Origin of the sequence: Caryophanon latum (assembly GCF_001700325.1) — a bacterium.
GTDB lineage: Bacteria > Bacillota > Bacilli > Bacillales_A > Planococcaceae > Caryophanon > Caryophanon latum.
On the sequence record NZ_MATO01000013.1, the window covers coordinates 28,735 to 55,465 of the forward strand.

The following is a 26,731-nucleotide window of genomic DNA, read 5'->3' on the forward strand; positions in this document are numbered from 1 at the left end:
CAAGACCCCACAGACGCGAAGTATGAGCGTCGAGGAGGCTTGAGCCGAGCCCCAGGAAAGCGAGCCGTATGAAGCGAACAGCCAAATCCATACTAATATGAACTTATTACGAGGAGGTTTTTTCATGAGCTTTAACCATAAGCAAATCGAAAAAAAATGGCAAAATTATTGGCAAGATAACAAATCATTCAAAACGTTAAACGACGATTCAAAGAAAAAGTTTTACGCGCTTGATATGTTCCCGTACCCGTCAGGATCTGGCTTACACGTAGGTCACCCAGAAGGCTACACAGCGACGGACATTTTATCTCGCTACAAACGTATGAACGGCTACGACGTATTACATCCAATGGGCTGGGATGCGTTCGGTTTACCGGCAGAGCAATACGCGCTAGATACAGGGAATGACCCTGCAGAATTTACAGAAAAAAATATCGCGACGTTTAAACGTCAAATTAACGAGTTAGGTTTCTCGTACGACTGGGATCGTGAAATTAACACGACAGATCCGAAATATTACAAATGGACGCAGTGGATTTTCACGAAATTAGTGGAAATGGACTTAGCGTACGTAGACGAAATCGCCGTGAACTGGTGTGAAGCATTAGGTACAGTATTAGCAAATGAAGAAGTAATCGACGGTTTATCAGAGCGCGGTAGCCACCCAGTTGTGCGCAAGCCGATGCGTCAATGGGTGCTACGCATTACGAAGTACGCAGACCGTTTACTTGACGATTTAGAAGAAGTAGATTGGCCAGAATCAATTAAAGATATGCAGCGCAACTGGATCGGTCGTTCTGAAGGTGCACAAGTACGCTTTGCAATCGATGGCTCAGAGCAAACGTTTGAAGTGTTCACGACGCGTCCTGACACGTTATTCGGTGCAACGTATGCAGTGCTTGCACCAGAGCATAAGCTAGTAGCGGACATTACAACGCCAGAGCAAAAAGAAGCGGTCGAAGCATATCTTGAAAAAGTATCGTTAAAATCAGACCTTGAGCGTACAGATTTAGCGAAAGAAAAAACAGGTGTATTCACAGGGGCATATGCAATCAACCCAATTAACGGCGAAAAAATGCCGATTTGGATTGCGGACTACGTATTAGTTTCTTACGGTTCAGGTGCGATTATGGCCGTTCCTGCACATGACGAGCGCGACTACGAATTCGCAAAAGAGTTCAACTTACCGATTAAAGCAGTACTTGAAGGTGGCGACATCGACAAAGAAGCGTTCACTGGCGACGGTGTACACATTAACTCAGGTTTCTTAGACGGCTTAAACAAAGCTGACGGTATCGCAAAAGCAATCGCTTGGCTTGAAGAAAACGGTGTCGGCGAGAAGAAAGTAACGTACCGCCTACGTGACTGGTTATTCTCTCGTCAACGTTATTGGGGTGAGCCAATTCCAGTTATTCACTGGGAAGATGGCACAATGACGACAATTCCTGAAGACCAATTACCACTTGAGTTACCGAAGACGACAAACATTCGTCCTTCAGGTACTGGTGAGTCACCACTTGCAAACATTGAAGAGTGGGTAAACGTTGTAGACCCTGAAACAGGGAAGAAAGGTCGCCGCGAAACGAACACGATGCCGCAGTGGGCTGGTTCTTCATGGTACTTCTTACGCTACATCGATCCGACGAATGAAAATGCCATTGCAGACCCAGAGCTACTGAAGCGCTGGTTACCAGTAGACATTTACATCGGTGGTGCAGAGCATGCTGTCCTTCACTTACTGTACGCGCGCTTCTGGCATAAAGTATTATATGACCTAGGCGTTGTACACACGAAAGAGCCATTCCAAAAGCTATTTAACCAAGGGATGATTTTAGGTGAAGGGAACGAAAAAATGTCGAAATCAAAAGGGAACGTTGTAAACCCTGACGACATTATCGAGTCTCACGGTGCCGACACATTACGTTTATACGAAATGTTCATGGGTCCACTTGAAGCTTCAGTTGCTTGGTCAACGAACGGTCTTGACGGTGCACGTCGCTTCTTAGACCGCATTTGGCGCTTATTCATAACAGAAGAAGGCACGCTAGCGGACAAAGTACAAAACGTTGAAAATAAAGACCTTGAAAAGTCATATCACCAAACAGTGAAAAAAGTAACAGAAGATATCGAAGGCATTCGCTTCAACACTGCTATTTCACAAATGATGGTGTTCATTAACGATTGCTACAAAGCAGAAGTCATTCCAACTGAGTACGCACAAGGCTTCATTAAATTAATCGCACCGATCGCGCCACACGTTGCTGAAGAAATTTGGAGCATTATGGGCAATGCAGAATCATTAACGTACGCTGCATGGCCAACGTTTGATGAATCGAAGCTTGTAGACGACGAAGTGGAAGTAGTTGTACAAGTAGCAGGTAAAGTACGTGCGAAAATTAAAGTTGCAAAAGACGCAACGAAAGAAGAGCTAGAGCAAATTGCATTAGCAGATGAAAAGGTTCAAGAGTTTATCGAAGGCAAAGACATTAAAAAAGTTGTTGTCATTCCAGGTAAATTAGTAAACATCGTAGCAATTTAATTGTATACTAACAAAAGGCTGCCTAAGTCTAGTCGCTTAGGCGGTCTTTTTTTGTGAAGGTGCGATTAATGGACGTTGCATTCCACGTCGAGGCAGTGTCTGCTGTAACATAAAAAATCAAATGTGTTGATAAGCCTTTTATATAGCTGGTTTAGCTTTCGAATTACATCGTTGTGGCAGGGAGCGTGCGGCGAGAATCCTAGGGGAAAAGCTCGTGACGAAACACCCTGCAACTGCTCGCGGTGAGGAGGCTTGAGGAAGGTGGTGAACGCCACTCACTATACGAGTCACCACCTTCAGAACAAACATCGTGTTCGCCCCCGAGCCCCAGGAGATGGATCTGCGACGAGTAACCGCAGGAGCAAAATCTTTTCTGCCTCGAGTAACCGCAGAGGCACCCGCGAGCCGCAAGACGTGACCTGCCAATAAATAAATGAACGTATCAACATTCCTGATAAACAACAAATACAATACGCAATGAAAAAGGAGAATACAAACATGAAATATAATCAAAAAATTATGCTAAAACTAATTAACGAAACACGCTCACTTCACGATGAGCTAAAGCAAATTAAGCGCGACACTGGCTTAGAAAAAAACTTAGCGGTGCGTGCGCTGTACCACGCCGTCGTATCTGAAAGTGGCCCGTACCAAACGCGCTATCAAGAACTCGAGCGCGAATATAAATAATATGAAATGACGGCAAGCAGTTCGCGTACGTGCGAGCGCTTTGCCGTTTTTTCGTTAATGTGCACGATGTTTTATTATGATTTTTTGCTTGAAATCGGTACACTTATATTAGATAAATTGATTGCGTGCTGATGTGAGCGTAATCGGCGAGACTCCTAGGGGAACAGCTCGTGCTTCATGACAAACATCGTGTTCGCCGCTGAGCCCTAGGAAAGCGAGCCAAATGGAGCGAAAATCAACCGATATGTAATCAATTTAAAAAGGGGGGCATTCCATGAAACAAACGACATACGAACTCGACATCGTAGCACCACCGCAGCACGTATACGACACGCTGCGCAATGTGGACTATTGGGCGCACTTAGCACCGAATTACGACCATCATGAAAACATGGACGCGCGCACATCACACTGGGTCATGTCAGGCATTTTACCGATGAAAAAAATCGAAGCGGACGTAACGTTTGTCAAAGAGCAGCGCCCGACAATTTTAGCGTTTGTGCTGCGCGGCAAAAATGAGCATTTCACGATTCAAGGGCAAGTTATTTTAACGCCGAACGAACGAGGGACGCATATGTTTGTACAAATTAAAGGTGGGGCAGAAGGAATGAGTGCAGTGTTGCTTAATCCGCTTTTACATGCTGCGTTGCCGAGCGTTACGAAAAAGCTTGCGCATCGGTTGGCTGAAAAAATTGAACAAACGGTATAACATTTCGTAGACAAAGTGTGAAATTGCTTTGTCTATTTTTTATTTGTTTTAATTTGTAAAGAATTTGTTAAGATAAGCATATGTATATCCGCGCCGACAACTGGGCATGGACAAAGAAGATTGCTTGAATGAACGAGCATCTTACGTACAGTGAAACGCTGTACGACGTAATAAGGAGGAGAGTATGTGGCAGCAGTAATAGGAGGCATCGGGATCTTTTTGCTCGGCATGACGATGCTAACGAACGGATTAAAGGAGCTTGCGGGCGACGCACTAAAAAAATGGCTCAACAAATTTACAGGCGGGGCAATTAGCTCACTATTTTCAGGTATTGTCATGACGGTGCTTGTACAATCATCAACAGCGACGACGCTTTTAACGATTGGCTTTGTAAGTGCCGGGTTATTGACGTTTGCGCAGTCGATCGGTGTCATTATCGGGGCAAACATTGGCAGTACGAGTACGGGGTGGATCATCTCGTTAATCGGCTTTAAAGTAAGCTTAGCGGCGTTTTCATTGCCAATGGTCGGCATCGGTGTATTTGCACAAATGATTGCACCACGCCAATATAAAACGTACGGGACCGTGTTAGCTGGTTTCGGGTTTTTATTTTTAGGAATTGATTTTTTACAAACAGGTATGGCGAACGCACAAAATATGATTTCATTTGAAGCGTTCGTAGCCGATTCGTTTGTGAACAAGGCGATTTTAATTGTCATCGGGATTGTGATGACCGTCATTATGCAAGCATCTTCTGCAGCGATGGCGGCAACATTAACTGCGCTATTTTCAGGTGCGATTGATTATGAGCAAGCGATTTATTTAGTAATTGGGCAAAATATCGGAACGACAGCGACAGCGCTTATTGCTTCAATGGGGGCAAGTGTAGCGGCGAAGCGTACGTCGATGACACATGTGCTATTTAACGTGTTAACCGCGATTTTAGTCGTGCTATGTATTGCGCCGATGCTCACGTTGACGCATTATGTAACAGAGCTCATTAACGGTTCGTTTGATGAAACGCTCGCCATTGCGGTGTTCCATACGTTGTTTAGTGTGTTAGGTGCATGTATTTTCGTGCCGCTCATTAAACCGTTTGCGGCATTTATTATGCGCATCGTACCAGAGAAGGAAAATCGCTTAACGAAGCATTTAGACGACAGCATTACGAACATGCCAGCGATTGCATTGCAAGTTGGCTTTGATACGTTGCAGCAGCTATTAAAGGAGCTAACGCAAGTCGTGATGCTGCTCATTCGTGAAAAGCGTTCGACTGATGCGTATGAAAAGCGCATTGTCGAAGTAGAAATTGCACTAGAGGAAACGCGCAGATTTTTAGCGATGATTCAATCGTCAAACGTGCGCGACCGTGAGAAGCATTTAAACTTAATGCACGTAACGGATCATTTAGCGCGTTTAATTAAAGTGTTGCGCGATCAGCAGCACGCGGAGGCAGTATATTTACAAAACGAGACGATGGAAAACTTCAACGGCGTGCTAGAGCGTGTGATGGAGCGCATCGATCATAAAGAAGCGTTCATTCGCACAGCGACGTTGCTTGAAAATACGTCTAAAGAAATGGCAGACCGTCGACGTATGAAGCGTGAAGAATATTTTGAGCGTGCGATTACGAATGAAGTAGATGTGGAGCAATCGACAGCGAAAGTGGAAGCGATTTTATGGGTGGACCGTTTAATTTTCCACTTCTTCCGTTCTTCCGCGCGTATGGCGAATTACGTACGTTTAGATGAAATGCGTCAAATGAAATAAAACGAAGCGGCATTTTCGCCGCTTCGTTTTTTTATAGTTTAAAATGCTTCATATTCGCTGTAAGCTCTTCGCTTAATGCGTTCAGCTGCTCGGCTGCTGTTGCGACAGAGCGAATCGCAATGAGCTGGTCATCAGACGTTGCGGACATTTCCTCACACGCCGCCGCAGTCGAAGCAGTTGCTTGCACGGTCAGTTCAATTTCTTTGACGATCGCATCTTTAAATGTAAGCATTGCTTCAAGCTTTAACACAGTGTCGCAAAAGCGATTATCAATGGATGTAATGACTTCAGAAATTTGCTGGAACACGTGCTCCGTTTCAACGACCGCATGACGCTGTGACGCAACGTCCGCTTCAATTTGTGTCATTTGCGTCGTCACCGCATATGCTTCGTGCTGCAATTGCTGAATCGTTTCGCGCACGTCAACAGTTGCGGCTGCGGATTGCTCTGCTAATTTACGCACTTCGTCAGCTACGACGGCAAAGCCTTTCCCTGCTTCGCCTGCACGAGCTGCTTCAATGGATGCATTTAACGCGAGTAAATTCGTTTGCGCAGAAATGCTCATAATCGTATCCATGACGCTATCGATGGCATTTACTTTCGTCGATAGCACACCGACTGCTTGCGTTAAGTCGTTTAACGTTGTGGTCGATTGCTCGAACGTTTGCTGTAGGCCGTGCATCGTATGCTCACCGTGCGTATTTAATGCTGTCGCATCGCTCGTTAAGCTGCGCATTGCGACAGTTGCTTCGTTCATTTGTAGCATTTGATCCGATAGCTGCTGCGTATGAAGCAGTGCTTGGCGGCTCGTATCAGCTGTCGTCGTCGCATCGGTTGAAATAGCTGTAATGACACCGAGCATTTCTTGACTAGAAGCGGCTGTTTGGTCTGCCATCGAGTTTAAATGATGCGAACGTGCTTCGACTTGTGTTGCGGAGTTACGCGCTGTTTCAATCATATGGCTAACGTGCTGCTTCATGTCGTTGTAATAATTGCCGAGCGTCGCAAACTCGTCTCTCGTCGTAATGTGTACATCTTGCGTTAAGTCGCCTTGTGCCATTTGTGCAATCGAGCGCTCAACTGTATGAAGCGGCTTGAGCATGTACGTAATGGCGAAGTACAGCACGATGCTCATAATAACTAAAATGAGCGCAGTGAAAACGAGTATGTAATTTAACAGTACATACACATCACCGTAAATGTTCTTTTCAAAATAGACGATGTTAATGACCCAATCGATCGCGCTCATTTTATTGTAAATCGTAATGGCGTCTTGTCCGTCATACGTAATGTTCATCATGCCGTGGTCAGCATCGGCGTTTAAAATCATCGATGCATACGATGTGTCATTTAATTGCTCACCGCTGCGGCTCGGGTGCACAATCGCCGTTTCGGTACTATCAAAAATAATTGGGAATCCTTCGTAGCCAAACGGTAAATCGTTCATCATTGAAACGAGCGTCGATAATAAAATATCTGCCCCGATGACCGTTTTGCCGTCTTGTAACGCAATCGCCCCTGTTACCATAAGATTACCTGTCACGCTATCGGCATACGGAGCAGTCCAAATAATTTCTCCAGGTGAGGCGATTGCTTCTTTATACCAAACGCGCTCGGTCGAATCGATTTCAGTAATTTTTGGTGTATGAGGTTCAATAATAATGGATGTAGGAGTCGCGACATAAATAGCTTGCGCTTCCTTATTTTTATTCATAAAAGCTTGTAGACGTGGGCGATATGCTTGCTGTGGTTCGTCGCCTTGTGCGGTAGTTGTCGCAGTGTATTGTAATAACGCGGGCTCTGATAATAATAGATGAAGCTGCTGTTCGTAGCTTTCTAAAAAGGTTGTCACCGTTTGTTCGACACCTTCAGATATTGCCTCCGTCTGTGTAATAATACTATGTTCAGTCGTTGATGTTACGCGCAGTGTGTTAATAAACGTTAACGCACCAATGCCAATCACCATAATAAAAAGAACCAAGCTGATGATTTTCCACCGGATTGATAACTGTTTCATAATGTGAAAACTCCCTTCTTTAATATGTATAGTATATTCGTTTTAGAAGGAATGCGTTTCTAAATTGACAGAAAAAAGAAGTTTAATGTGAGGACAACAGAAAAAGCAGCATATGAAAGGGAAATTTTCAAATGCTGCTTTTCACATTCACATATGAACGACATTACTCGTTTAAGAATAAATTTGCTTAAATAGACAGCGCACCTGCACTCATGCCCGCAATACGTCCAGTAACGAGCGCGCTCGTAATGTTGTAGCCGCCTGTGTAGCCATGAATATCTAAAATTTCGCCGCAGAAAAACAATCCTGCTTTTTTCTTCGACGCCATCGTTTTCGGTTCGATTTCTTTTACCGATACGCCGCCGCCTGTGACGAACGCTTTATCGAGCGATTGTGAGCCGTGAATAAGCATCGTGAAGCCGACAAGCTGCTGCGCGAACGCACGAATTTTTTCTTGCGATAGCTCTGCGCCCGTTAAGCTTGCGTCAATGCCTGCACGCTGTAGTAAAAACAGCAGCCAGCGCTCTTGCGTCAGCGACTTCCATACGTTTTTCACCGCTTTTTTCGGATCTTCTTTAATCGTTTTGTTTAACATTTGGAAGCACGTTTCTTCGTTGTAATCGACAAGCGTTTGAATGCGCACTTGAATCGGTTCGCCGCCCGTTTTGCGGAACTCTTTCACCGCAAACTGGCTACAGCGTAAAATGGCAGGACCGCTTAAACCAAAATGCGTAAACAGCATGTCCATTTGGTGTGTAATAAGTGGCTTTCCTTTTTTATTTAATACCGATACAGCAACGTCACGCAGCGCTAGACCTTGAAGCTCTCGTGCTAAAATGAAGTCCTCCTTCGATGTAAGTGGCACTTCGGTAGGGTACAGAGGTGTTACTGTATGCCCTGCACGCTCTGCCCACGGGTAGCCGTCACCTGTTGAACCTGTTTGTGGCACAGCTTTACCACCAACTGCTACGACAACTGCGTTCGTACGAATTTCTGCACCGTTTTCTAAGCGCACGCCGAATACTTTATTTTCGTCCATGACAAGCTTTGATACCGGTGTGTTCAGACGCGTTTCGACGCCGAGACGTTTCATTTCCTTTAACAGCGCATCGACAACGTCTTGTGCGCGGTCAGACACGGGGAACATGCGCCCGTGGTCTTCCTCTTTTAGCTTTACGCCAAGCCCTTCAAAAAAGGCGATAATGTCTTCGTTGTTGTACACCGTAAATGGGCTGTACATGAAGCGCCCGTTTCCTGGAATATGCTTCACGATTTCTTCAACAGGTAGGCGGTTTGTGACGTTGCAGCGCCCACCGCCAGAAATCGCTAATTTTTTGCCGAGCTTGCCACCTTTTTCAAGCAGTAGCACGCGCTTATTTTGTTCTGCTGCGGCGATCGAAGCCATGAGCCCTGAAGGACCGCCGCCAATAATAATGACATCATACATAATTTTTTTCGCTCACTTTCTTTAGTTCAAAGCTTTAGTATACACGAAATGCAAAAATTATTTGAGTAAATAGGTGAGGAGAGGTAAACTATTGAATAGGTTTTTGCGCTTTCGTACATATGTAATTTGTTTGCGACGTTTGTTCTGTTGTTTCGGCGGACGCTTTTCGCGGAGGGCGACACGATGTCGGTCACAAAGGCGTTGTCGCAAGGACGCGACGAACTTAGCCTTTGTTCCTTGATTTTCGGCTAGCGCTTGTCCCGCAGAAGTCGCCGCCTACACGCCAGAACAATGTTAAATCGATTTTCAAATAGAGTATGGTACATTCATAAGTGTTTATTCAGCTTAAAACAAATCGCATGTGCAATGTATGTAAAAGAAAGTCGCAACCTTTCCAGCTTATATTCGTTCGTATAAGCTAACACAAAACTAAATAGTAGGTAGGTCGTTTTATGTCTTCATTAATGAAAGGAACAGCGATTTTAACGATCGGGCTGTTTTTATCAAAGGCGCTCGGGCTCATTTATATTTTCCCATTTTACGCATTAGTTGGCGAGGAAAATGTCGTACTGTACCAATATGCATATATTCCGTATAACATTTTATTGTCGATTGCGATTTCGGGTGCGCCGATTGCGGTGTCAAAATTCGTCTCGAAATACAATGCGCTTGGGGATTATGATGCAGGACGACGACTTGTGCGCTCTGGTTTGCTCGTCATGATTGTGACGGGAATTGCATCATTTATCGCACTGTATTTATTGGCAACACCGATTGCAAGCATCGTCATTAACGACGATGAACAAATTTTCACGGTCGCACAAATTGCGGAAGTCATTCGTTGGGTAAGTTTTGCGCTGTTGTTCGTACCATTCATGAGCTTAACGCGTGGCTTTTTCCAAGGTTATGGTCATTATATGCCGACGTCTGTGTCACAGCTAATTGAGCAAATTGTGCGCATTATCGTGCTGCTTGGTGGTGCGTTCGTCGTTGTCGTGTTGATGGATCAAGAGCCGTTACTCGCGATTAACTTTGCGGTGTTTGCGGCAACGATTGGGGCAATTGGCGGCTTAGTCGTGCTGTATTTTTATTGGCGAAAGTATCAGCCGGAGTTCGACGCATTACGTGCAACGAGTGTGTCGTCTGGTGAATTGTCGTACAGCAGCATTTACAAAGAAGTCATTACGTACTCGATTCCAATCGTGTTCGTTGGCTTAGCGATTTCGCTGTTCCAACTTGTCGATATGTTTACGTTTAACAAGGCGATGTCATCAATCGGCTTAGCGGCAGTGACCGATACGTATTTCGGTATGTTTACGTTTTTAACGCATAAAATCGTTGTCATTCCGGTCATGCTGGCAACAGGCTTTTCAATGGCGCTCGTGCCGGCTATTACGAAGCTATATACGCAGCGTAAATTTGACGAAGTGCGCCAGTCGATGGACCAAACGTTGTCGATTTTATTATTTATTACCGTACCGGCTGTTGTCGGCATTTCGCTACTAGCAGACGATATTTATCACCTGCTATATTCAAAAAGCGACATGGGTGCACAAGTGCTTGCAAACTACGCACCTGTAGCGATTTTATTTGCATTGTTCTCAGTAACGGCAGCGTTGTTACAAGGCATCGATTACCAAAAGTGGATCGTGTCATCACTCATTATCGGGGTGTTAACGAAGCTTGCACTGAACACGTATTTAATCGAACTGTTCGAAGTAAATGGTGCGATTTTAGCGACGGCAATCGGTTATGCGGTGACGATTACAATTAACTTTATCGTCATCGTTCGCGTGCTACAATACCGCTCTGCACAGTTATTGAAGCGCATTTCAACAATTATCATATTAACAGCTGCGATGGCATTGAGCGTGTACGGTGCTAGTTTCCTAATGAACGGCTGGCTCGCGCACGATACGAAGCTGCAAGCAATCGTTCATTTAACGGTAACCGTTTGCGTAGGGCTGTGCGTATACGGCTTGTTATCGTACAAGCTTGGCTTAGCACAGCAACTACTCGGCAACCGATTAGACCGCGTGCTACGTAAGCTACGTTTCAAGAAATAAGCAATTGGAAATGCTAGAGAAAACGATGTTGTTTCCTCTAGCATTTCGTTTTGTTTAGACGGCTATATAGACAGTGATTAAAATTTATAACGACTACAAGTTCAAAATGACGAGCGTCAATGAATCATTCAGGAGGAAAATATGCGTTTAGATAAACTATTAGCAAACATGGGCTACGGCTCACGAAAAGAAGTAAAGCAGCTATTAAAGCAAAAAGCAGTGCGCGTTGATGACATCGTCGTAAAGGACGCTGCGATGAAAGTGGACGTCGACAAGCAAATCGTTACCGTATTTGGCGAGCGCGTCGAGTATACGGAGTTCATTTATTTAATGATGCACAAACCACCAGGCGTCATTTCAGCAACCGAGGATAAGTACGATCAAACGGTTATCGATTTACTTGACCCAACATATCAGCACTTTGAGCCGTTTCCAGTCGGGCGCTTAGATAAAGATACAGAAGGGCTACTGCTCATTACGAATGATGGGCAGCTTGCACACAATTTATTGTCACCAAAAAAGCATGTGCCAAAAACGTATTTCGCGCACATTAACGGTTGCGTCACAGAAGCGGATATTGAGGCGATGAAGGAAGGTGTCACATTAGATGATGGTTACAAAACGAAGCCAGGGCATTTAGTTATTTTAGAAGCTGGCGACACATCTAAGATCGAATTGACGATTTCAGAGGGCAAATTCCATCAAGTAAAGCGGATGTTCGAGGCTGTCGGCAAAAATGTGACATATTTGAAACGTTTATCAATGGGGTCGCTTATGCTTGATAAAGCGCTAAAACTAGGCGAATATCGTGAATTAACGCGCGACGAACTCGAATTGCTACAAAATAATGAGGGAAAATAGTATAAATGTGAGTGTATTCAAACGGGACTTTCTATATAATTATAGGGAGTGCCGTGTTTTTATTGGCATCGATGAATGGAATCAAAGGTGGGGTACATATGAATAAACTACGCATAGTCGGCGTATTTATCGGCGTTGTACTGTTATTTGTCATGTGGGGCATCAGTCTACAAGAGCAAGATCACCGTTTAACGCTCGCGCAATCGGTTACAGTCGTTGCAGCAGAGGACGAACGAGTGCTTGGCACATTAGCAGATGATACAACAATCTGGCTTGACGAAGCATGTGATGATGATTGGTGTTATATCACGTGGGGAGAAACCGCAGCGAAGTTTCAAGCATCTGACAATATCGGATCGCTTGAGCAAGTAAGTGAGCGTGAAGCAGTACAGGATGTCGGCGCACAGCCACTACGCGTTGCAAAAGAAGCACCCGTATTTCAGGACAAGAATGAAAAGAGCAAGCAACTCGCGACACTCAAAGCAAACGAACGTTACATTGCACGTTCAATGGATGGCAAATGGGCAAAAGTCATTATGCCAAACGGTGAAGGCTACGTGCCGTTAACATATACGTTAACGGAAGCAAAGGCGGTGCTGCATAAGGCGATTGAAGCGGTGAAAGAAACGCCGTTGTATCAATTCGATAGTGCGCAGCGTCGACATGTAATCGGTACATTACGTGCGAAGGAGCCAGTGGAACTTGTTGGCACGACACGTTACTACTACATCGTGTCATTTGGGCAAGGAGAGGCTTACGTAACTCGTGAGGATGCAGAGGAGATTGGCGAAGTAGAAGTACGCGACATTACATTAGTAAAAGAGGTAGTCGGCAGCTTTATGCTGACGACGAGCACACCTGTATATGTTGATGTAAATGTCGAATCAGACGTGCTAGCCATTTTAGAGCCAAGCATGCGCTATACGACAATTGGCTATTGGAAAGATTGGGCAATTGTCCGTATTGGTGGACGTATCGGCTTCGTTGAGCAACAGCGAAATGAGCAGCAAAAAGGTATTGCAGTGCTACATTATGAGCACGTGCTACCGAAAGAAGTCGCAAGCGGCTTTAAATCGAGTCATACAATTGTGACTGAGGAGCAATTTAAGCAGCAAATGGAGTATTTAGCTTCACAAGGCTATACGACGATTACGAAGGAAAACTTAGCGGATTACATTAAAGGTAGCTTCGTCGTCCCACAAAAAGCTGTACTGATCACATTTGATGGTGGCTTACTATCAGCTCGTAAATTTGCTTACCCGATTTTAAAGGAGCACGGTTTTAAAGCAGTACAGCACGTAATTGCAAGCCGTGTAACGAGAGAAAGTGGAGAGCAAACGTTTGACGAAACGAAGGAGCAGTATATTACCGTTGCGGATATTAACAAAACATCAGACGTATTTGATCACGAAGCACAGACGTTTAATTTACATCAATTAATCGGCAAAAAGAGCATTCTTGTGCAAGCGGACGTCGGCGTTGTAAAAGATGACCTACGCCAGCTCGTAAAAGCGCTCGGCACGGTCACATCATTTGCGTATCCGTTTGGTCAATATTCTGAAGAGGTCATTAATGCACTCGATGAATATGGCTTTACGATGGCGTTTACGCAGCAGCCGGAGCACGTTGTTATTGGTTACAATGCGATGACGTTGCCGCGCTATAGCGTGACGAAAAACACGACGCTTGAGCAGTTTAGAAAAATGCTCGGCGAATAACGCATAAAAAGAGACAATCACATGCCGCGTGATTGTCTCTTTTTTTCTATATGCTCGGAAAAAAACGACCTTTTGACAGGTCATTCTTTCCGTTTTGTACGACATTAAGAAGATAATTTCACTTTTTTCTTCGTCGTTGTCCATTTGCCTCGACTTGGACTTACAACCAAATCGTTAAAGGCTAACACATTCAAATCTCTTTGAATGGTGCGAGGAGTGATATTGAACTCTTCGACTAAATCTTGTGTAGAAACCTCTCCTTTATCTAGGATGAACATGTACACATCTTTAATACGATTAAGCATTCGATCAGTAGTTGGTTTCATAAATGAACCACTCCTTCATCTTAATTCTCTTGGCAAAGACTAGCGGACGACATGATGTGCGGGCTGCGCTTATATAAAAGTTTATGCCTCATACATCTCCCTTATCTATCAACTTATCAGCAGTCGTGAAATACTGACACCTATATTATAGCGGAATATAATTACTTTTTCTAGCACTTTCGCTGAATTTATTATTAATTCACATAACCTACATACATTTACAGTTGTTATACAATACAAAATAAGGTTCATCACCGTAAGCTGAGGTTGACGCATAAAAGTTGCTTGAAACAAGAGGAGGACTCCAGCGGGAAAAGAGAAAGTTTCTTTTGCGACGAGGAGACTTCAGGAAGGTGATCAACGCCACTACACGAGCCATCACCTTCATGATAAACATCGTGTTTGCCTCCGCACCGGCGGAAAGCATGCCTCGACGTGAAAAGCAAATTACGTTATAGTGAAGAGCCTAAAAGAAGCAAGTTATTATATAGCGATACAAACAAAGCATATCGTTTATTGCGAGCAGTTCGCACGCTGTAACTTACTGAATATCCGATCGCACGAAGCGAACATTGTTACCTTTTCATGAATGTGAAGTAACCGAAAGCATTGTAAATTAGTCAAAAAGGCGTACAATAGCAATACATTACATTTTCGAGGTGATACATCGATGAATTGGGAGCAGTTAGCGTTAAAGCGTCAGGACGAATTGTTAAGCGAATTACAACAGCTCATTCAAATTGAAAGCGTGCTAGATGAGGAAGCGGCCAATGACGATATGCCATTTGGTGAGAAGCCACTTGAAGCGCTCGAGTGGCTGCTTGCGCGTGGTGACGAGCAAGGAATGCGCACGAAAAATATCGACAACATGGCTGGCTACATCGAAATGGGAGACGGGGACGAATCGCTCGGCATTTTATGTCACGTAGACGTCGTGCCAGCAGGAGAAGGTTGGACGTATCCACCATTTGAAGGTCGTATCGTAGACGGCAAAATGTACGGACGCGGCACGATCGACGATAAAGGACCGACGATTGCCGCATGGATGGCGATGAAACTTGTGAAAGACGCGGGCATTCCGCTCAACAAACGTGTGCGCATGATTATCGGGACAGACGAAGAAAGTGGTTTCCGCTGCGTAAAGCGTTATTTTGAGAAAGAGGAAATGCCGACGATTGGCTTTGCGCCAGATGCCGATTTCCCGCTTATTAACGCGGAAAAGGGCATCGCAACGCTTATTTTTTCAAGTATGACCGCTGCATCAAGCAATGAATCGCTCGTGTCGTTTACAGCTGGTACGCGCACAAATATGGTGCCAGAGCGAGCGACAGCGGTCATTGCCGGACAAGATGAAGCATTTTGTCACCGATTTGAAGCATATTTGCAGAAAAATCAGTATATAGGGTCTTTATTAATCGACGGTAATCAGTATATAATCGACATGAAAGGCAAATCGGCACATGCGATGGAGCCGCATAAAGGCGTCAATGCGGGCGTACTGCTTGCGACGTTTTTACAGCAGGAGCTTCACGGTGCGCGCGAGCAAGCTTTTTTAACGTTTATTGTCGAAGTATTTAAGGACGACGTATTCGGTTCGGCACTTAGCTTGGACTTTGAGGACGACGTATCAGGACCGACGACACTCAATGCAGGAGTCATGACGTATGATGAGAAGCGTGCAGAAATTGCGGTGAGCATGCGTCATAGTGTGACGTATCCGTTTGACGACAAGCTGCGATTAGTGCATGAAGCTGTGCAGCCATTTTATGTCGCACTAGACGTAGCCGATTATTCACCACCGCATTACGTGCCTGAAGACGATGCGCTTGTCGCAACATTGCTCGACGTTTATCGTCAGTATACAGGTGACATGCAAAAGCCGTTATCAACAGGTGGCGGTACGTACGCACGAGAGTTGAAGAAGGGCGTCGCATTCGGGATGTTATTTCCCGGAGAAGTGGAGCTTGCCCATCAACAAGATGAATTTGTCGATATAGCGAATTTAATGAAAGCAGTGGCCATTTACGCCGCAGCCATTGAACGTTTAGCAGCAAATTGAGAATGATGAAATGGATTTAATTACGGTATGAAATTTTAGATGGTGAGCCGCATATTGACGAGCTGATTGATAAATGGATTGTTTACGCTACAGATTCAAAGCATTTGCGCCTTGCATGCCGCATGAACGTGAAGAATGAGACCGCGTGCATTTTGCGGGCTCATGCGGAACGTGCGGCTAGCGCAAATGCAGGATATGGAGTAGTAGAGCGTAATTTTTTACATTTTGAAAAATTATAAGAGAAAAGGATGAGTTGAGACATGAGCTACTGCTTATACAATGACCAAATCGTAAAAAATGAAGAAATTATTATTGATAAAGAAGACCGCGGCTACCAATTTGGTGACGGCATTTATGAAGTTGTAAAAGTATATGACGGTGAATTATTCACAGCTGAAGAGCACGTGGATCGTTTTTACGCAAGTGCTGAAAAAATCCGCTTAACAATTCCGTATACAAAAGATAAATTACACGAGCTTTTACACAAATTAGTAGAAGCAAACAACTTAGGCACAGGTCACGTATACTTCCAAATTACGCGCGGCGCTTGCCCACGTAACCACGTTTTCCCTGGCGATGATGTATTGCCAGTATTAACAGGGAACGTAAAAGAAAACCCACGCCCAGTAGAAAACTTCGAAAAAGGCGTAAAAGCAACAGTGTTAGAAGACCGTCGTTGGTTAATGTGCGACATTAAATCATTAAACCTTTTAGGCGCGGTACTTGCAAAACAAGAAGCGTATGAAAAAGGGTGCTACGAAGCGATTTTACACCGTGATGGCACAGTGACGGAATGCTCATCTTCAAACGTATTCGGTATTAAAGATGGCGTATTATACACGCATCAAGCAGATAATTTAATTTTACACGGTATTACACGCGCAGTTATTTTACAATGTGCAAATGAAATTGGTTTACCAGTGAAAGAAGAAGCGTTCACAGTGGAGCAATTACTTACGATGGACGAAGTGATCATTTCTTCTACAACGTCTGAAGTAACACCATGTATCGAAATCGACGGTACAGTAATCGGGAACGGTACACCAGGTGAGTGGACACGCAAGCTACAAGCGCAATTCGAAACGAAAATTCCAAAGTCAGTAAAAGCATAATCGATATACTGTAACGAAAACGTACGATGTGAATGTTCACATCGTGCGTTTTTTGATTATATGTCTTTTTATCGGCGTGACTGAACGGCAGAGCTACTTCTTTTTTATCAGTTAGTCATGTAAAATATGAACTATTACGAACTTTATACATATGGAGTGTGATGAGTGCATGGCGCAATTAATAAAATTACAAGATTATATTTCACGCTACCAAATCGACTTAAATCGATACCCGACGCAATACGTTCGACTGAAGCGTGTGCAGTGGGAGCGTGTGAAGGAGCAATGGGAAAATGGCGGTCCGACACAAACGTGGGAGCCCGTTATGCAAGTGCCGGAGGAGGAAGAAAAACAAAAACCAACGTTGCTTCGTCGTCTGTTCGGTCGCAAGAAGGATGAGGAAGAGGAAATGGATTTAGAAGAATTATCGGTAGAAAGTGAGCTTGATGAGGAAGAGGTCATTCCTGAGGAGACGTCAACGCTGCATTTTGAGTCAAAAATTGTATTTGAGCCAAAAACAATCGAAGAATTAAAGCGTATGTACTTGGATCAGTTTTTCCATTTTCAAATTAAATGGGCAAGCTCGACATTGTTAGATAAATCATATGTCGATCCACGTTACATGCGCGATACGCTACTACGAACGTTTATGCAAGGGTTACCAGATAATTACTTTTTGCTTTATTTCCCTGTGTTTCAAGTGAAAAAGGCACCGATTGAAGTAGACATTATTTTAATTACGCCGACAGAAGTGTTATGCATTACGCCGCTGGAAGTGCAAGAGCAAGCTGTATACGTAGCAGACGGTGAACGTTTTTGGACGCAAAAAATCGATAAGTCGAGCAAAAAGATTTTAAGTCCGATGATTCAGCTTAACCGTATGGAGACGATCGTTTCAAGTTTGATGCATTACAACGATATTGAGCTGCCGGTAAAACGCATCGTGCTGTCTCGCAACGGCTACATCGATTATCCAGGTGCATCATTTAATACGCAATTTATCGACAAGCGAAAGTTCGAGCAATGGTTTTTACAGCTAAAGCGTGCAAAATCACCAATGAAGCATATGCAAATTAAAGCAGCAGCAGTATTGCTTGAGCATACGGAAACGACGAGCTTCCAGCGTGATTTATGGAAGTCGGAGGAGGAAGCGGCAGAGCATGCGGCAGCGCAGGAGTTAAGTGACCAACCGCTACAACAAAAAGACGAAGATGAGAAGGGTGAATAAATGCGAATCGTCTTCATTGTAAACGAGGCATCTGGTCACGGGAAAACGGCATGGGCATCGCTTGAACGAACATATTGCGGCACGTACGATGTATACAAGACGAAATATCCGCATCATGCGACAGAAATCGTCCAGCAGCTCGCTAAAGAACATGAACCGATATGCATCGTTGCAGTTGGTGGGGATGGCACAATTCATGAAGTAGTACAAGGAGCGGTCGGACAGCGACATTTAATCGTTGCGGCGTTCCGTGCAGGCTCTGGCAATGATTTTGCACGTTCGTATGTAGCATTTACGAGCGTTGCTGACATTAAAGCGTGGCAAGCGCATGAACGGAAGTCAGCACATGATATTGGCGTCGTTAACGGCGAGCATTTCTTTATGAACAATGCAGGGCTTGGCTTTGATGCGTACGTGGTTGATTTGGCCAATCGCTCGAAGTTGAAAAAATGGCTCAATCGCATCCATTTAGGCAAGCTAAGCTACGTATATTTTTTAGTGAAAGGTTTACTGACATATAGGACGACTACAGTTGAAGTAAATGAGCAAACGTATGAGCGCGTATGGTTTGTAACGATGTCGAATCAGCCGTATTTTGGTGGCGGCATGAAGCTGTCTCCACATTCCAAAACGGACGATGGTATGTTAGAATGTACAATTGTGTATCAGCTATCACGTATAAAGCTACTCGCGTTATTTGTCACTGTTTTTTGGGGTGGGCATACGCGCTTTCGTGAAGTGACGCAGCTACAAGGTGAGTCGTTTACAGTTACGACGCATGAGCCGATGCATTGTCACGTTGACGGTGAAGCATTTATAATGAAACAATCGCATGTGCATGTCAATTCGCAGCATCGTAGCTGGCAAAATGCACACAACTAATAGAAATGAGGATATGAAATTGAGATTACGACATAAACCTTGGGCAGAGGAATTTATTACAGAAAACGCACACATCGTTGTACCGAACCCGGAAGAGCAAAAAGGAAAATGGGCTGCGTTATTTGGTAACGACAACCCGTTACACATCGAGGTAGGTACAGGGAAAGGACAGTTCATCACAGGGATGGCACTGCAAAATCCAGACATTAACTACATCGGCATTGAGCTATTTCCAAGCGTTATCGTATGTGCGGTGGAAAAAGTGTTAGCAGCGGAAACGCCAAAAAATTTACGTTTATTAAAAGTGGACGGTGCAGAGCTAGAAAACTATTTTGAGAAGGGCGAAATTGACCGCGTCTACTTAAACTTCTCAGATCCGTGGCCGAAGAAGCGTCACGCAAAACGCCGCTTAACGCACGCATCATTTTTATCGATTTACGAGCGTCTTTTACCGGACAACGGTGAAATTCACTTCAAAACGGACAATCGTGGCTTATTTGAGTTTTCTTTAGTGAGCATGAATGAATATGGTATGAAATTAAAATATGTTTCACTAGACTTACACGCCGAAATGCCGGAAAATAATATTATGACGGAGTATGAAGAGAAGTTCTCGGCAAAAGGGCAACCGATCTACCGTCTAGAGTCACAATTTGTGACAAAATAGTCAATTCGAAAAGGGGAGAAGTAGAATGGACAAGTATGTATTTCACGACATGACGCTTACGTGGTTAAACGGAGGGGTAACATCACTCGATGGTGGTGCGATGTTTGGTGTTGTACCAAAACCTTTATGGCAACGTAAGTATCCTGCAAACGAGGCGAATCAAATCGAGCTGTCGACAGAGCCGATTTTAATTCAATTCGAAGGCAAAAACTACATCATCGATTCAGGTGTAGGGCATGGCAAGCTCACAGAAAAGCAGCTGCGTAACTTCGGCGTAACGGAAGAAGGAAACGTAGAAGGTAGCTTAGAAGAGCTTGGCTTATCAACAGCGGACATTGACGGTGTGTTATGTACGCATCTGCACTTTGATCACGCTGGTGGCTTAACGCGCTATGAGGGAGACGAGTTAATTTCAGTATTCCCGAATGCGAACATTTACGTGTCACAAAAAGAGTGGGATGAAATGCGTAATCCGAATATGCGCTCAAAAAACACGTATTGGAAAGAAAACTGGGAGCCAATTCAATCGCAAGTTGTCACGTTTGACGAGCGTCTTGAAGTAGCACCAGGCATCGAAATGATTCATACAGGTGGGCATAGTGACGGGCATGCGGTCATTAAAATTACGCAGCAAGATGAAGTGCTACTACATATGGCGGACATTATGCCAACGCACGCGCACCAAAATCCGCTATGGGTAATGGCGTATGATGACTATCCGATGACGTCGGTGTTTACGAAAGATCGCCTTATGAAGGAAGCGTACGAAAATGGCTACCGCTTCATCTTTTACCACGACGCATATTTCCGCATGATGCAATGGGACGCGACAGGTAAAGAAGTAATCGACTCGCTACCACGCTCGAAGGAAGTCGCGGTTGCACGATAAACAATAAAGGGAAGTACGAAAGTCAGCGCGACTTTTGTACTTCCCTTTAACTATTTGACTAGTGTTAAATACGCTCGATGATGACCGCGTAATCGGCGAGACTCCTAGGGGGACAGCTCGTGCCTCAAGACCCCGTAAGCCGCGACGTAGGAGCGGTGCGGAGGCTTGAGCCGAGCCCCAGGAACGCGAGCCGAATGAAGCGGTTCATCGATGGTGAATCATTTAGTTCTTCGGCACGATAAACTCTGAGCCGACTACCGCATCTTCCTCTAACACTAAAATCCCTTTTTCTTGTGGTGCGTTCGGAATATCTAACTCGCGCGCTGCACAAAGCATACCGAATGAATCTTCACCGCGTAAGTTACCTGCTTTGATTACTAAACCTGATGGCATAACTGCGCCGATTTTTGCAACGACTACTTTTTGACCGGCGTCAACGTTCGGTGCGCCACAAACGATTTGAAGCGTTTCATCGCCTACGTTTACTTGACATACGCTTAGTTTATCCGCGTTTGGGTGCTTTTCTTTTTGTTCTACGTAGCCGACTACGAATTTTGGTGAGAAGTCGACTGCAAGCTTTACGTCTGCGTTGTTTTTAGCAAGTGCTGCTTCTAATTTTTCAGCAACTTCTTTCGTTACGTCAACGTTACCTGCAACGTCTAGCTCGATGTAGTTGCTTGCGTTAAATAAATTGAAACCTTTTACTTCTGTCGTGCCAGCTTCGCGTAATAATACGACGTCACCTTTGCGTTCGATTTCAACTGTTGCTGTACGCTCTGTCGTGAAGTTGACAAGTAATACGTCCCCAACATGCGCTTTATTGTATGATACGATCATTTTTTTTGCTCCTCTTGTACTTTGTTTTTGGCCAAAATGAAAATCGGTTCGAGTTTGCCTTCTTCGTAGACGAATGATAACGAGGTAATTGGCACCATACCGACTGTGAAGAAGTGCATCGTCATCTGTGCTAGTATATCATACCCAACTTCATTGCGAATATCCCCAATAATTAAAACGTCCTGATGCGGCACCGACACCGTCATTTCGCCTTCCACACGTGCTTCCATGTCCGCTAAAAACGGCTCGTTTAAAATGCGCGAAGCATCGTAGCCGTCGTTTGCGTTTACGAAATAAAACACGTTGCCGGCTACTTCGTCTTGTTTGTACGTCGTCGATAAGCTTTTTGCGCGGAATTTTGCAGCTTCGGTTACTTGAGTAGCTGTAACATTTAATTTTTGTAGCATATCCTCATCGATTAAGCGATACGTCGTGCCAAGGTCAAGTGCGTAATAAATGCGTGTTTCGGCCGTATGCTTCGTCGTCACAAACGCATGACCTTCCTTTGATGCCTTCGGGAACGATGTCGAGCGTACGACCGGGTAAACGTTCGTTAAGCCTCCAAAGCCACTTGCTGCTTCCTTTTCCATCGCTAAAAATGTTTGCTCAACTGTGTAAATGACTTCGTTGATTGCCGCTTCTTTTTTTTGCTCGTATTTTGCGACTAAATCTCCAATTAAAATATCCATTCCTTTTTGAAGCGTTTTATGTTCAAGGCGTAGCTTGTCGTATTTTTCATCAAATGTGTATGTGAAATTGTCACCAAGCTTTGTTTGTAATTGCTGTACCATTTGTTTTGAATCCATTGTAATCCTCCGTTCATCTGCTATATGTATTGTACGCAATCGACGGCGGCGTATGCAAACTACTTGCCTTCATAGTAACGCACTTGTCCAATTAATAGCGTAACGATGTGGACGAACATGTCTTTTCGGTCAATTAAGCCGTCTGTAAATATACCGATTGCGCCCGAATGGTGACGCGTGTCGTGCTGCTTCGTGTACGCGTCCATCACTGGGCCAAGCTCCGTGCCAGCTCGAACGGCGTCAGCAACTTCATTTGGCAGCATAAATTGTGCGCCGCTGCTTGCGTAAACGGTTGTGTCGGTTGCGACTGCGCCCCAGTTGCAGCAGTACAATATGCCGTCAAGTTCGCGTACGCCACCTTCTAAGCCGAATGCGATGTTTGCGCCCGTTTGCTCCTTCGCTGCGCGCGCACGGTTCATCGCGCCGAGACGTGTTTCCTCGTCTGAAAATGGCTGGTCCGCAACGTTTGAGTCCACTTGTATTGGAATGAAGTTTGCATCTGGATAAAGCGGTGTTAATGCATCAATGACTGCGCCAACTTTTGCGCGGTTCGTCGTGCCAATTGCGATGTTCATATATGTTCCTCCTTAAAATAGACAAAATAAATGGTAGAGACAAGTTTTCGTTGCTCTACCATTTTGTACGTACGCGTTTTATTGATCGTAGCAGCTAGGCGGACTCCTGCGGAAAAAGCGTGAGATCCCGCAATGAAGTGAGGAGGCTCAAGGAAGATGATAAACGCCACGTCCATGTAGCATCATCTTCATGACGAACATCGTGTTATCCTCCACGCCCGCGAACAGCAATGTTACACGTTCGCTTTAATCGAATCAATCGTCGTTTTGTCACAAGACGTTACAAGTTTCACGAGTAGCTCTTTTGCTGCTGCGTAATCGTCTACGTGAATAATTGACGCGGCTGTGTGAATGTAGCGTGAGCAAATGCCAATTACTGCTGATGGAATGCCGTCGTTTGCTGTATGCACGCGACCTGCATCTGTACCACCAGGTGAAACGAAATATTGGTACGGAATGTTGTTTGATTCCGCCGTATCTAAAATGAACTCACGCATGCCGCGGTGTGTTACCATCGTGCGGTCGAAAATGCGCAGCAACGGACCTTTGCCAAGCTGACCGAACTGTGTCGCATCACCTGACGTATCGTTGGCAGGGGAGGCATCAAGCGCGAAGAAAATGTCTGGTTGAATCATGTTCGCTGACGTTTGTGCACCACGTAAGCCGACTTCCTCCATGACATTTGCACCAGAGTAAATGTGTGATGATACGTCCTTGCCATGTAGCTCTTGCAGCAGCTCAATCGCTAAGCCGCAGCCGTAGCGGTTATCCCACGCTTTTGCCATAATTTTGTTCGGGTTTGCCATCGGTGTGAATGGGCAAATCGGAATAATTTGCTGACCAGGACGAATGCCCATTTGCTGTGCGTCCTCTTTTGAATCTGCACCAACGTCGATGAGCATGTTTTTCATATTCATCGGTTTCGCGCGTTCTGCATCTGATAATAAGTGCGGCGGAATTGATGCGATGACACCTGGAATTTCACCATTTTTCGTATAAACTGTGACGCGCTGTGCAAGCATTACTTGGTTCCACCAGCCGCCAAGTGGTTGGAAGCGAATCATGCCGTTGTTCGTAATCGACGTTACCATAAAGCCGACCTCGTCCATATGACCTGCAACTAAAATTTTTGGAGCGTCGGCATCTTTTGCTTTACGCACGCCGAAAATGCCACCTAAATTATCTTGCACGATTTCATCTGAATATTTTTCAAGTTCGCTGCGCATAAACGCTCGCACTGCATGCTCTTGTCCAGGAGCGCCTGGTAGTTCCGTTAATGTTTTAAATAATTGTAATGTTTGCTCGTTCAAGACGGTCGCCTCTCTTTTTCACAATAGTATGCCTCATTATATCATAGTCATTTCGTCATTCGAAATTCTTTGTTCTTTTTAGAATATTTTTAATATGATACAATGAACGTATATTGAGTTAAGGGGGACGTAAACAATGAACTTACGTGATTTTCTTTTAGGCGTGGCGACAGGTGTTGCTGTATCAGTATTAGTAAATGAAACGACGAACCGTGTATCTCCATACATGTCTTCAGATCGTGTGTTACAAAGCATTAAAGAAGAGTTCCGTAAAGAAGCGCCGATTGATGCGACGTGGATTTACTCTAAACCAGAAACAATTCAACATACAGTAGGGGAATTACCAGTATATCGTGGTGGTATTTCACGTGTTGTTGAAGGTGAAACGGAAGCATTTGAATTTACAGCTGACGCACGCTCAGGCGTTGTAGTCGATTTAGTACGCGTATAATTGGTAGCATGCGTTAGATTTTCTAGCGCATGCTTTTTTTATTTCATGTGTAAAGCTTCTTACCGATAATGTAAGTAGCGTGACATTTTAACAAAGGACGTGACTACATGATTAATACAAATTATTCAATGGATTTATTGTCGTTACTAAGCGGCAGCAATACATCACAAACAGCGACATCTTCGTCTACGAACTTTAACGACATACTAAGTAGCTATTTACAGCAATCATCATCTTCAAATGTAGATGAATTAATTGCGGGGCTCGATACGACGTCGTCAACAGGCGTTGCTAATTTACTCGGCACAAACTCAACGTATTCGTACTATTTAAATTCGATGTTAAGCGGCAGCAACGGCACAGGCACAGAAGCGATGCAAACATATTTAGCACAATCAGACAACGCGAACGATAAAGCGGACATTACGTCAATGTTCGGTGGACAATCAAATACGTCGTCATCAAATACGCTTGCGAACGTACTAATGGCGACGTATGAGGCAAAGCAAATGCAAACGATTCAAACGGCACAAAACAAATATAAAGAGCAAATCGCAAGCTTACAGCAAGGCGAGCAAACGAGCGCAGTAGAAGAGCGGATCGCGAAGTTAAACACGAATGCATCAGCGCTTGAAAACTATGTGCAAAACACGTTGACGAACAGCACGAAGTTTGCAGCTTCAAGCAACTTTACAGGTGTTTTTAATTCGATCGCCGCATTGCAGCAAGACATTTTAGCGAAATACGAGCAGGCGAAGCAGCAAACGACAGAAACGGATAAAGTGTAACGTTGTATCGCTTAAAAAGAAACGAACGCAGCACGATGGCGTTCGTTTTTTGCGCTTTGTATTTATTTTGTTTTTCATGACGACGATGATATACTGAAAAAGTAACTATTACTTTTTGTCGGAGGGAACTATTATGAAAAAATTAATCGCGGCATTATTTGCGATGACGTTAATCTTCTCAAGTGTCGGAAGCTTTTTAACGTTTGATGATGTGTCTCAAGTAGAGGCGAAGTCATACAAATCAGGAAAGAAAAACTATAACGGAAATAACAACACACAAGACAATTCACAAAATAACGATACGAATCCAAACGGCGCTGTAAACAATAACAACAACAGCACGCCAAACAACAACGCAACGACGAACAACACAAATAGCACACCTGCTCAAAAAGCACCCGAGGAGAAAAAAGGTGGCTTCATGTCAAGCGGATTAATGAAAGGCTTAATGATCGGTGGTTTAGCTGGTTTACTATTTGGCGGCTTATTCGGTGACTTAGGCGTAATTGGTTCAATTTTAGGCTTCATGATTAATGCAATTGCGATTGTAGCTGTAATTGGCATCATCGTCTTCATCGTGAAAAAGCTAATCGGTCGCAAAAAACAACAACCGAAAGAGGCAGACGAATGGAGCAAGTAACATTACTCGAGCAAGATTTAGTAAACGCCATTTGTCGCTTTCATGCGCGCTATAAAAACGTGCAGCCAGCGAACGTAACGGTTGAGCTTACGTATGACGATGCGACAGGCTATGGTGCAGAGGCGGAAGTAGCAGGACAAACGGATTACTTTAACACGCCAACGTTTATCGCGGCGATTCGTTTATACATTGATGAAGTATTACAGCGCAACGCTTCATCAGCAGGCATTGAGCTGGATATTGATGATGAAGAAGGCATGATTGCGCGTTTACGCTTTTAATTTAAAAACCATTTGAGGCTTAAAGTGTACCCTTTGTAAAGGACATTTTGAAAAAGAGCTAGC

24 protein-coding genes are annotated in these 26,731 nt (G+C 44.4%); 17 read left to right on the top strand and 7 right to left on the bottom strand.

Annotation, left to right across the window (positions count from 1 at the left end):
• Positions 1-124 precede the first annotated feature (124 nt).
• The 4 genes from leuS (at position 125) to A6K76_RS03460 (ending at position 5,708) form a co-directional block, all read left to right on the top strand.
• Positions 125-2,539 carry a leucine--tRNA ligase gene (gene leuS, locus A6K76_RS03445; RefSeq protein ID WP_066462139.1) on the top strand — a complete coding sequence of 805 codons (2,415 nt, stop codon included), beginning with the start codon at positions 125-127 and terminating at the stop codon, positions 2,537-2,539.
• Positions 2,540-3,037: 498 nt separating this feature from the next.
• Positions 3,038-3,229 carry a hypothetical protein gene (locus tag A6K76_RS03450; protein WP_066462140.1) on the top strand — a complete coding sequence of 64 codons (192 nt, stop codon included), beginning with the start codon at positions 3,038-3,040 and terminating at the stop codon, positions 3,227-3,229.
• Positions 3,230-3,503: 274 nt separating this feature from the next.
• The gene (locus A6K76_RS03455) at positions 3,504-3,938 is read left to right on the top strand and encodes an SRPBCC family protein (protein ID WP_066462141.1); all 435 of its coding nucleotides are present in this window, start codon (positions 3,504-3,506) and stop codon (positions 3,936-3,938) included.
• Between the two features lie 186 nt (positions 3,939-4,124).
• Positions 4,125-5,708, top strand: coding sequence for a Na/Pi cotransporter family protein (locus tag A6K76_RS03460; RefSeq protein ID WP_139108639.1), 1,584 nt, complete (start codon positions 4,125-4,127; stop codon positions 5,706-5,708).
• 31 nt (positions 5,709-5,739) lie between these two features.
• On the opposite strand, the gene A6K76_RS03465 is transcribed toward A6K76_RS03460, so the two are convergent.
• Both A6K76_RS03465 and A6K76_RS03470 read right to left on the bottom strand, forming a co-directional pair.
• The gene (locus A6K76_RS03465) at positions 5,740-7,674 is read right to left on the bottom strand and encodes a methyl-accepting chemotaxis protein (RefSeq protein ID WP_169817979.1); all 1,935 of its coding nucleotides are present in this window, start codon (positions 7,672-7,674) and stop codon (positions 5,740-5,742) included.
• A gap of 238 nt (positions 7,675-7,912) precedes the next feature.
• Positions 7,913-9,172 carry a BaiN/RdsA family NAD(P)/FAD-dependent oxidoreductase gene (locus A6K76_RS03470; RefSeq protein WP_066462144.1) on the bottom strand — a complete coding sequence of 420 codons (1,260 nt, stop codon included), beginning with the start codon at positions 9,170-9,172 and terminating at the stop codon, positions 7,913-7,915.
• Positions 9,173-9,624: 452 nt separating this feature from the next.
• Between A6K76_RS03470 and A6K76_RS03475 the strand changes: the two genes are divergently transcribed.
• The 3 genes from A6K76_RS03475 (at position 9,625) to A6K76_RS03485 (ending at position 13,817) form a co-directional block, all read left to right on the top strand.
• A complete protein-coding gene (locus A6K76_RS03475) occupies positions 9,625-11,238 on the top strand; it encodes a putative polysaccharide biosynthesis protein (protein ID WP_066462146.1) in 1,614 nt (537 codons plus the stop codon).
• 141 nt (positions 11,239-11,379) lie between these two features.
• On the top strand, positions 11,380-12,099 hold the full coding sequence (locus tag A6K76_RS03480; RefSeq protein ID WP_066462148.1) for a pseudouridine synthase: 720 nt from the start codon (positions 11,380-11,382) through the stop codon (positions 12,097-12,099).
• Positions 12,100-12,197: 98 nt separating this feature from the next.
• On the top strand, positions 12,198-13,817 hold the full coding sequence (locus tag A6K76_RS03485) for a polysaccharide deacetylase family protein (protein ID WP_066462150.1): 1,620 nt from the start codon (positions 12,198-12,200) through the stop codon (positions 13,815-13,817).
• A gap of 104 nt (positions 13,818-13,921) precedes the next feature.
• On the opposite strand, the gene A6K76_RS03490 is transcribed toward A6K76_RS03485, so the two are convergent.
• Positions 13,922-14,143 carry a DeoR family transcriptional regulator gene (locus A6K76_RS03490; RefSeq protein WP_066462151.1) on the bottom strand — a complete coding sequence of 74 codons (222 nt, stop codon included), beginning with the start codon at positions 14,141-14,143 and terminating at the stop codon, positions 13,922-13,924.
• Positions 14,144-14,813: 670 nt separating this feature from the next.
• On the opposite strand from A6K76_RS03490, the gene pepV reads away from it, so the two are divergent.
• The 6 genes from pepV (at position 14,814) to A6K76_RS03520 (ending at position 20,980) form a co-directional block, all read left to right on the top strand.
• Complete coding sequence (gene pepV, locus A6K76_RS03495) at positions 14,814-16,202, top strand: dipeptidase PepV (RefSeq protein ID WP_066462152.1); 1,389 nt, start codon at positions 14,814-14,816, stop codon at positions 16,200-16,202.
• Between the two features lie 260 nt (positions 16,203-16,462).
• Entirely contained in the window at positions 16,463-17,314 is an 852-nt protein-coding gene (gene dat / locus A6K76_RS03500; protein ID WP_066462154.1) for a D-amino-acid transaminase, read from the top strand.
• Between the two features lie 169 nt (positions 17,315-17,483).
• The gene (locus tag A6K76_RS03505) at positions 17,484-18,542 is read left to right on the top strand and encodes a nuclease-related domain-containing protein (protein ID WP_066462156.1); all 1,059 of its coding nucleotides are present in this window, start codon (positions 17,484-17,486) and stop codon (positions 18,540-18,542) included.
• Complete coding sequence (locus tag A6K76_RS03510; RefSeq protein WP_066462157.1) at positions 18,543-19,424, top strand: diacylglycerol/lipid kinase family protein; 882 nt, start codon at positions 18,543-18,545, stop codon at positions 19,422-19,424.
• 19 nt (positions 19,425-19,443) lie between these two features.
• Positions 19,444-20,091 (top strand): tRNA (guanosine(46)-N7)-methyltransferase TrmB, encoded by a 648-nt coding sequence (gene trmB / locus A6K76_RS03515; protein WP_066462159.1) that lies wholly within the window; start codon positions 19,444-19,446, stop codon positions 20,089-20,091.
• Between the two features lie 25 nt (positions 20,092-20,116).
• Positions 20,117-20,980 (top strand): YtnP family quorum-quenching lactonase, encoded by an 864-nt coding sequence (locus A6K76_RS03520; RefSeq protein ID WP_066462161.1) that lies wholly within the window; start codon positions 20,117-20,119, stop codon positions 20,978-20,980.
• 222 nt (positions 20,981-21,202) lie between these two features.
• Here the strand turns inward: A6K76_RS03520 and ytpR are convergent, their stop codons facing one another.
• From ytpR to A6K76_RS03545, 4 genes are all read right to left on the bottom strand, one after another.
• A complete protein-coding gene (gene ytpR, locus A6K76_RS03525; RefSeq protein ID WP_066462163.1) occupies positions 21,203-21,817 on the bottom strand; it encodes a YtpR family tRNA-binding protein in 615 nt (204 codons plus the stop codon).
• On the bottom strand, positions 21,814-22,623 hold the full coding sequence (locus tag A6K76_RS03530; protein WP_066462165.1) for a DUF1444 domain-containing protein: 810 nt from the start codon (positions 22,621-22,623) through the stop codon (positions 21,814-21,816). The genes ytpR and A6K76_RS03530 overlap by 4 nt, the downstream gene beginning before the upstream one ends.
• Before the next feature lie 59 nt (positions 22,624-22,682).
• The gene (locus A6K76_RS03535; RefSeq protein WP_066462167.1) at positions 22,683-23,198 is read right to left on the bottom strand and encodes a DUF84 family protein; all 516 of its coding nucleotides are present in this window, start codon (positions 23,196-23,198) and stop codon (positions 22,683-22,685) included.
• Between the two features lie 233 nt (positions 23,199-23,431).
• A complete protein-coding gene (locus A6K76_RS03545) occupies positions 23,432-24,508 on the bottom strand; it encodes a M42 family metallopeptidase (protein WP_066462171.1) in 1,077 nt (358 codons plus the stop codon).
• A gap of 136 nt (positions 24,509-24,644) precedes the next feature.
• On the opposite strand from A6K76_RS03545, the gene A6K76_RS03550 reads away from it, so the two are divergent.
• From A6K76_RS03550 to A6K76_RS03565, 4 genes are all read left to right on the top strand, one after another.
• Positions 24,645-24,959 (top strand): peptidase M4, encoded by a 315-nt coding sequence (locus A6K76_RS03550; RefSeq protein WP_066462177.1) that lies wholly within the window; start codon positions 24,645-24,647, stop codon positions 24,957-24,959.
• Positions 24,960-25,066: 107 nt separating this feature from the next.
• On the top strand, positions 25,067-25,747 hold the full coding sequence (locus A6K76_RS03555) for a hypothetical protein (RefSeq protein ID WP_066462179.1): 681 nt from the start codon (positions 25,067-25,069) through the stop codon (positions 25,745-25,747).
• A 133-nt stretch (positions 25,748-25,880) separates the two neighbouring features.
• On the top strand, positions 25,881-26,387 hold the full coding sequence (locus A6K76_RS03560; protein ID WP_066462181.1) for a hypothetical protein: 507 nt from the start codon (positions 25,881-25,883) through the stop codon (positions 26,385-26,387).
• Positions 26,375-26,668 carry a DUF2653 family protein gene (locus tag A6K76_RS03565; protein ID WP_066462185.1) on the top strand — a complete coding sequence of 98 codons (294 nt, stop codon included), beginning with the start codon at positions 26,375-26,377 and terminating at the stop codon, positions 26,666-26,668. Before A6K76_RS03560 ends, A6K76_RS03565 begins: the two co-directional genes overlap by 13 nt.
• Positions 26,669-26,731: the final 63 nt, after the last annotated feature.

What these genes read in the sequence shown, in the direction of transcription:
- A6K76_RS03490 (WP_066462151.1), bottom strand. Translation starts at nt 14,143, where the DNA reads ATGAAACCAACTACTGATCGAATGCTTAATCGTATTAAAGATGTGTAC.
- A6K76_RS03550 (WP_066462177.1), top strand. Translation starts at nt 24,645, where the DNA reads ATGAACTTACGTGATTTTCTTTTAGGCGTGGCGACAGGTGTTGCTGTA.
- A6K76_RS03510 (WP_066462157.1), top strand. Translation starts at nt 18,543, where the DNA reads ATGCGAATCGTCTTCATTGTAAACGAGGCATCTGGTCACGGGAAAACG.
- A6K76_RS03520 (WP_066462161.1), top strand. Translation starts at nt 20,117, where the DNA reads ATGGACAAGTATGTATTTCACGACATGACGCTTACGTGGTTAAACGGA.
- ytpR (WP_066462163.1), bottom strand. Translation starts at nt 21,817, where the DNA reads ATGATCGTATCATACAATAAAGCGCATGTTGGGGACGTATTACTTGTC.
- A6K76_RS03455 (WP_066462141.1), top strand. Translation starts at nt 3,504, where the DNA reads ATGAAACAAACGACATACGAACTCGACATCGTAGCACCACCGCAGCAC.
- A6K76_RS03450 (WP_066462140.1), top strand. Translation starts at nt 3,038, where the DNA reads ATGAAATATAATCAAAAAATTATGCTAAAACTAATTAACGAAACACGC.
- pepV (WP_066462152.1), top strand. Translation starts at nt 14,814, where the DNA reads ATGAATTGGGAGCAGTTAGCGTTAAAGCGTCAGGACGAATTGTTAAGC.
- A6K76_RS03565 (WP_066462185.1), top strand. Translation starts at nt 26,375, where the DNA reads ATGGAGCAAGTAACATTACTCGAGCAAGATTTAGTAAACGCCATTTGT.
- A6K76_RS03465 (WP_169817979.1), bottom strand. Translation starts at nt 7,674, where the DNA reads ATGGTGATTGGCATTGGTGCGTTAACGTTTATTAACACACTGCGCGTA.
- A6K76_RS03475 (WP_066462146.1), top strand. Translation starts at nt 9,625, where the DNA reads ATGTCTTCATTAATGAAAGGAACAGCGATTTTAACGATCGGGCTGTTT.
- A6K76_RS03535 (WP_066462167.1), bottom strand. Translation starts at nt 23,198, where the DNA reads ATGAACATCGCAATTGGCACGACGAACCGCGCAAAAGTTGGCGCAGTC.
- A6K76_RS03480 (WP_066462148.1), top strand. Translation starts at nt 11,380, where the DNA reads ATGCGTTTAGATAAACTATTAGCAAACATGGGCTACGGCTCACGAAAA.
- A6K76_RS03470 (WP_066462144.1), bottom strand. Translation starts at nt 9,172, where the DNA reads ATGTATGATGTCATTATTATTGGCGGCGGTCCTTCAGGGCTCATGGCT.
- A6K76_RS03530 (WP_066462165.1), bottom strand. Translation starts at nt 22,623, where the DNA reads ATGGATTCAAAACAAATGGTACAGCAATTACAAACAAAGCTTGGTGAC.
- A6K76_RS03555 (WP_066462179.1), top strand. Translation starts at nt 25,067, where the DNA reads ATGATTAATACAAATTATTCAATGGATTTATTGTCGTTACTAAGCGGC.
- A6K76_RS03560 (WP_066462181.1), top strand. Translation starts at nt 25,881, where the DNA reads ATGAAAAAATTAATCGCGGCATTATTTGCGATGACGTTAATCTTCTCA.
- dat (WP_066462154.1), top strand. Translation starts at nt 16,463, where the DNA reads ATGAGCTACTGCTTATACAATGACCAAATCGTAAAAAATGAAGAAATT.
- A6K76_RS03505 (WP_066462156.1), top strand. Translation starts at nt 17,484, where the DNA reads ATGGCGCAATTAATAAAATTACAAGATTATATTTCACGCTACCAAATC.
- leuS (WP_066462139.1), top strand. Translation starts at nt 125, where the DNA reads ATGAGCTTTAACCATAAGCAAATCGAAAAAAAATGGCAAAATTATTGG.
- A6K76_RS03485 (WP_066462150.1), top strand. Translation starts at nt 12,198, where the DNA reads ATGAATAAACTACGCATAGTCGGCGTATTTATCGGCGTTGTACTGTTA.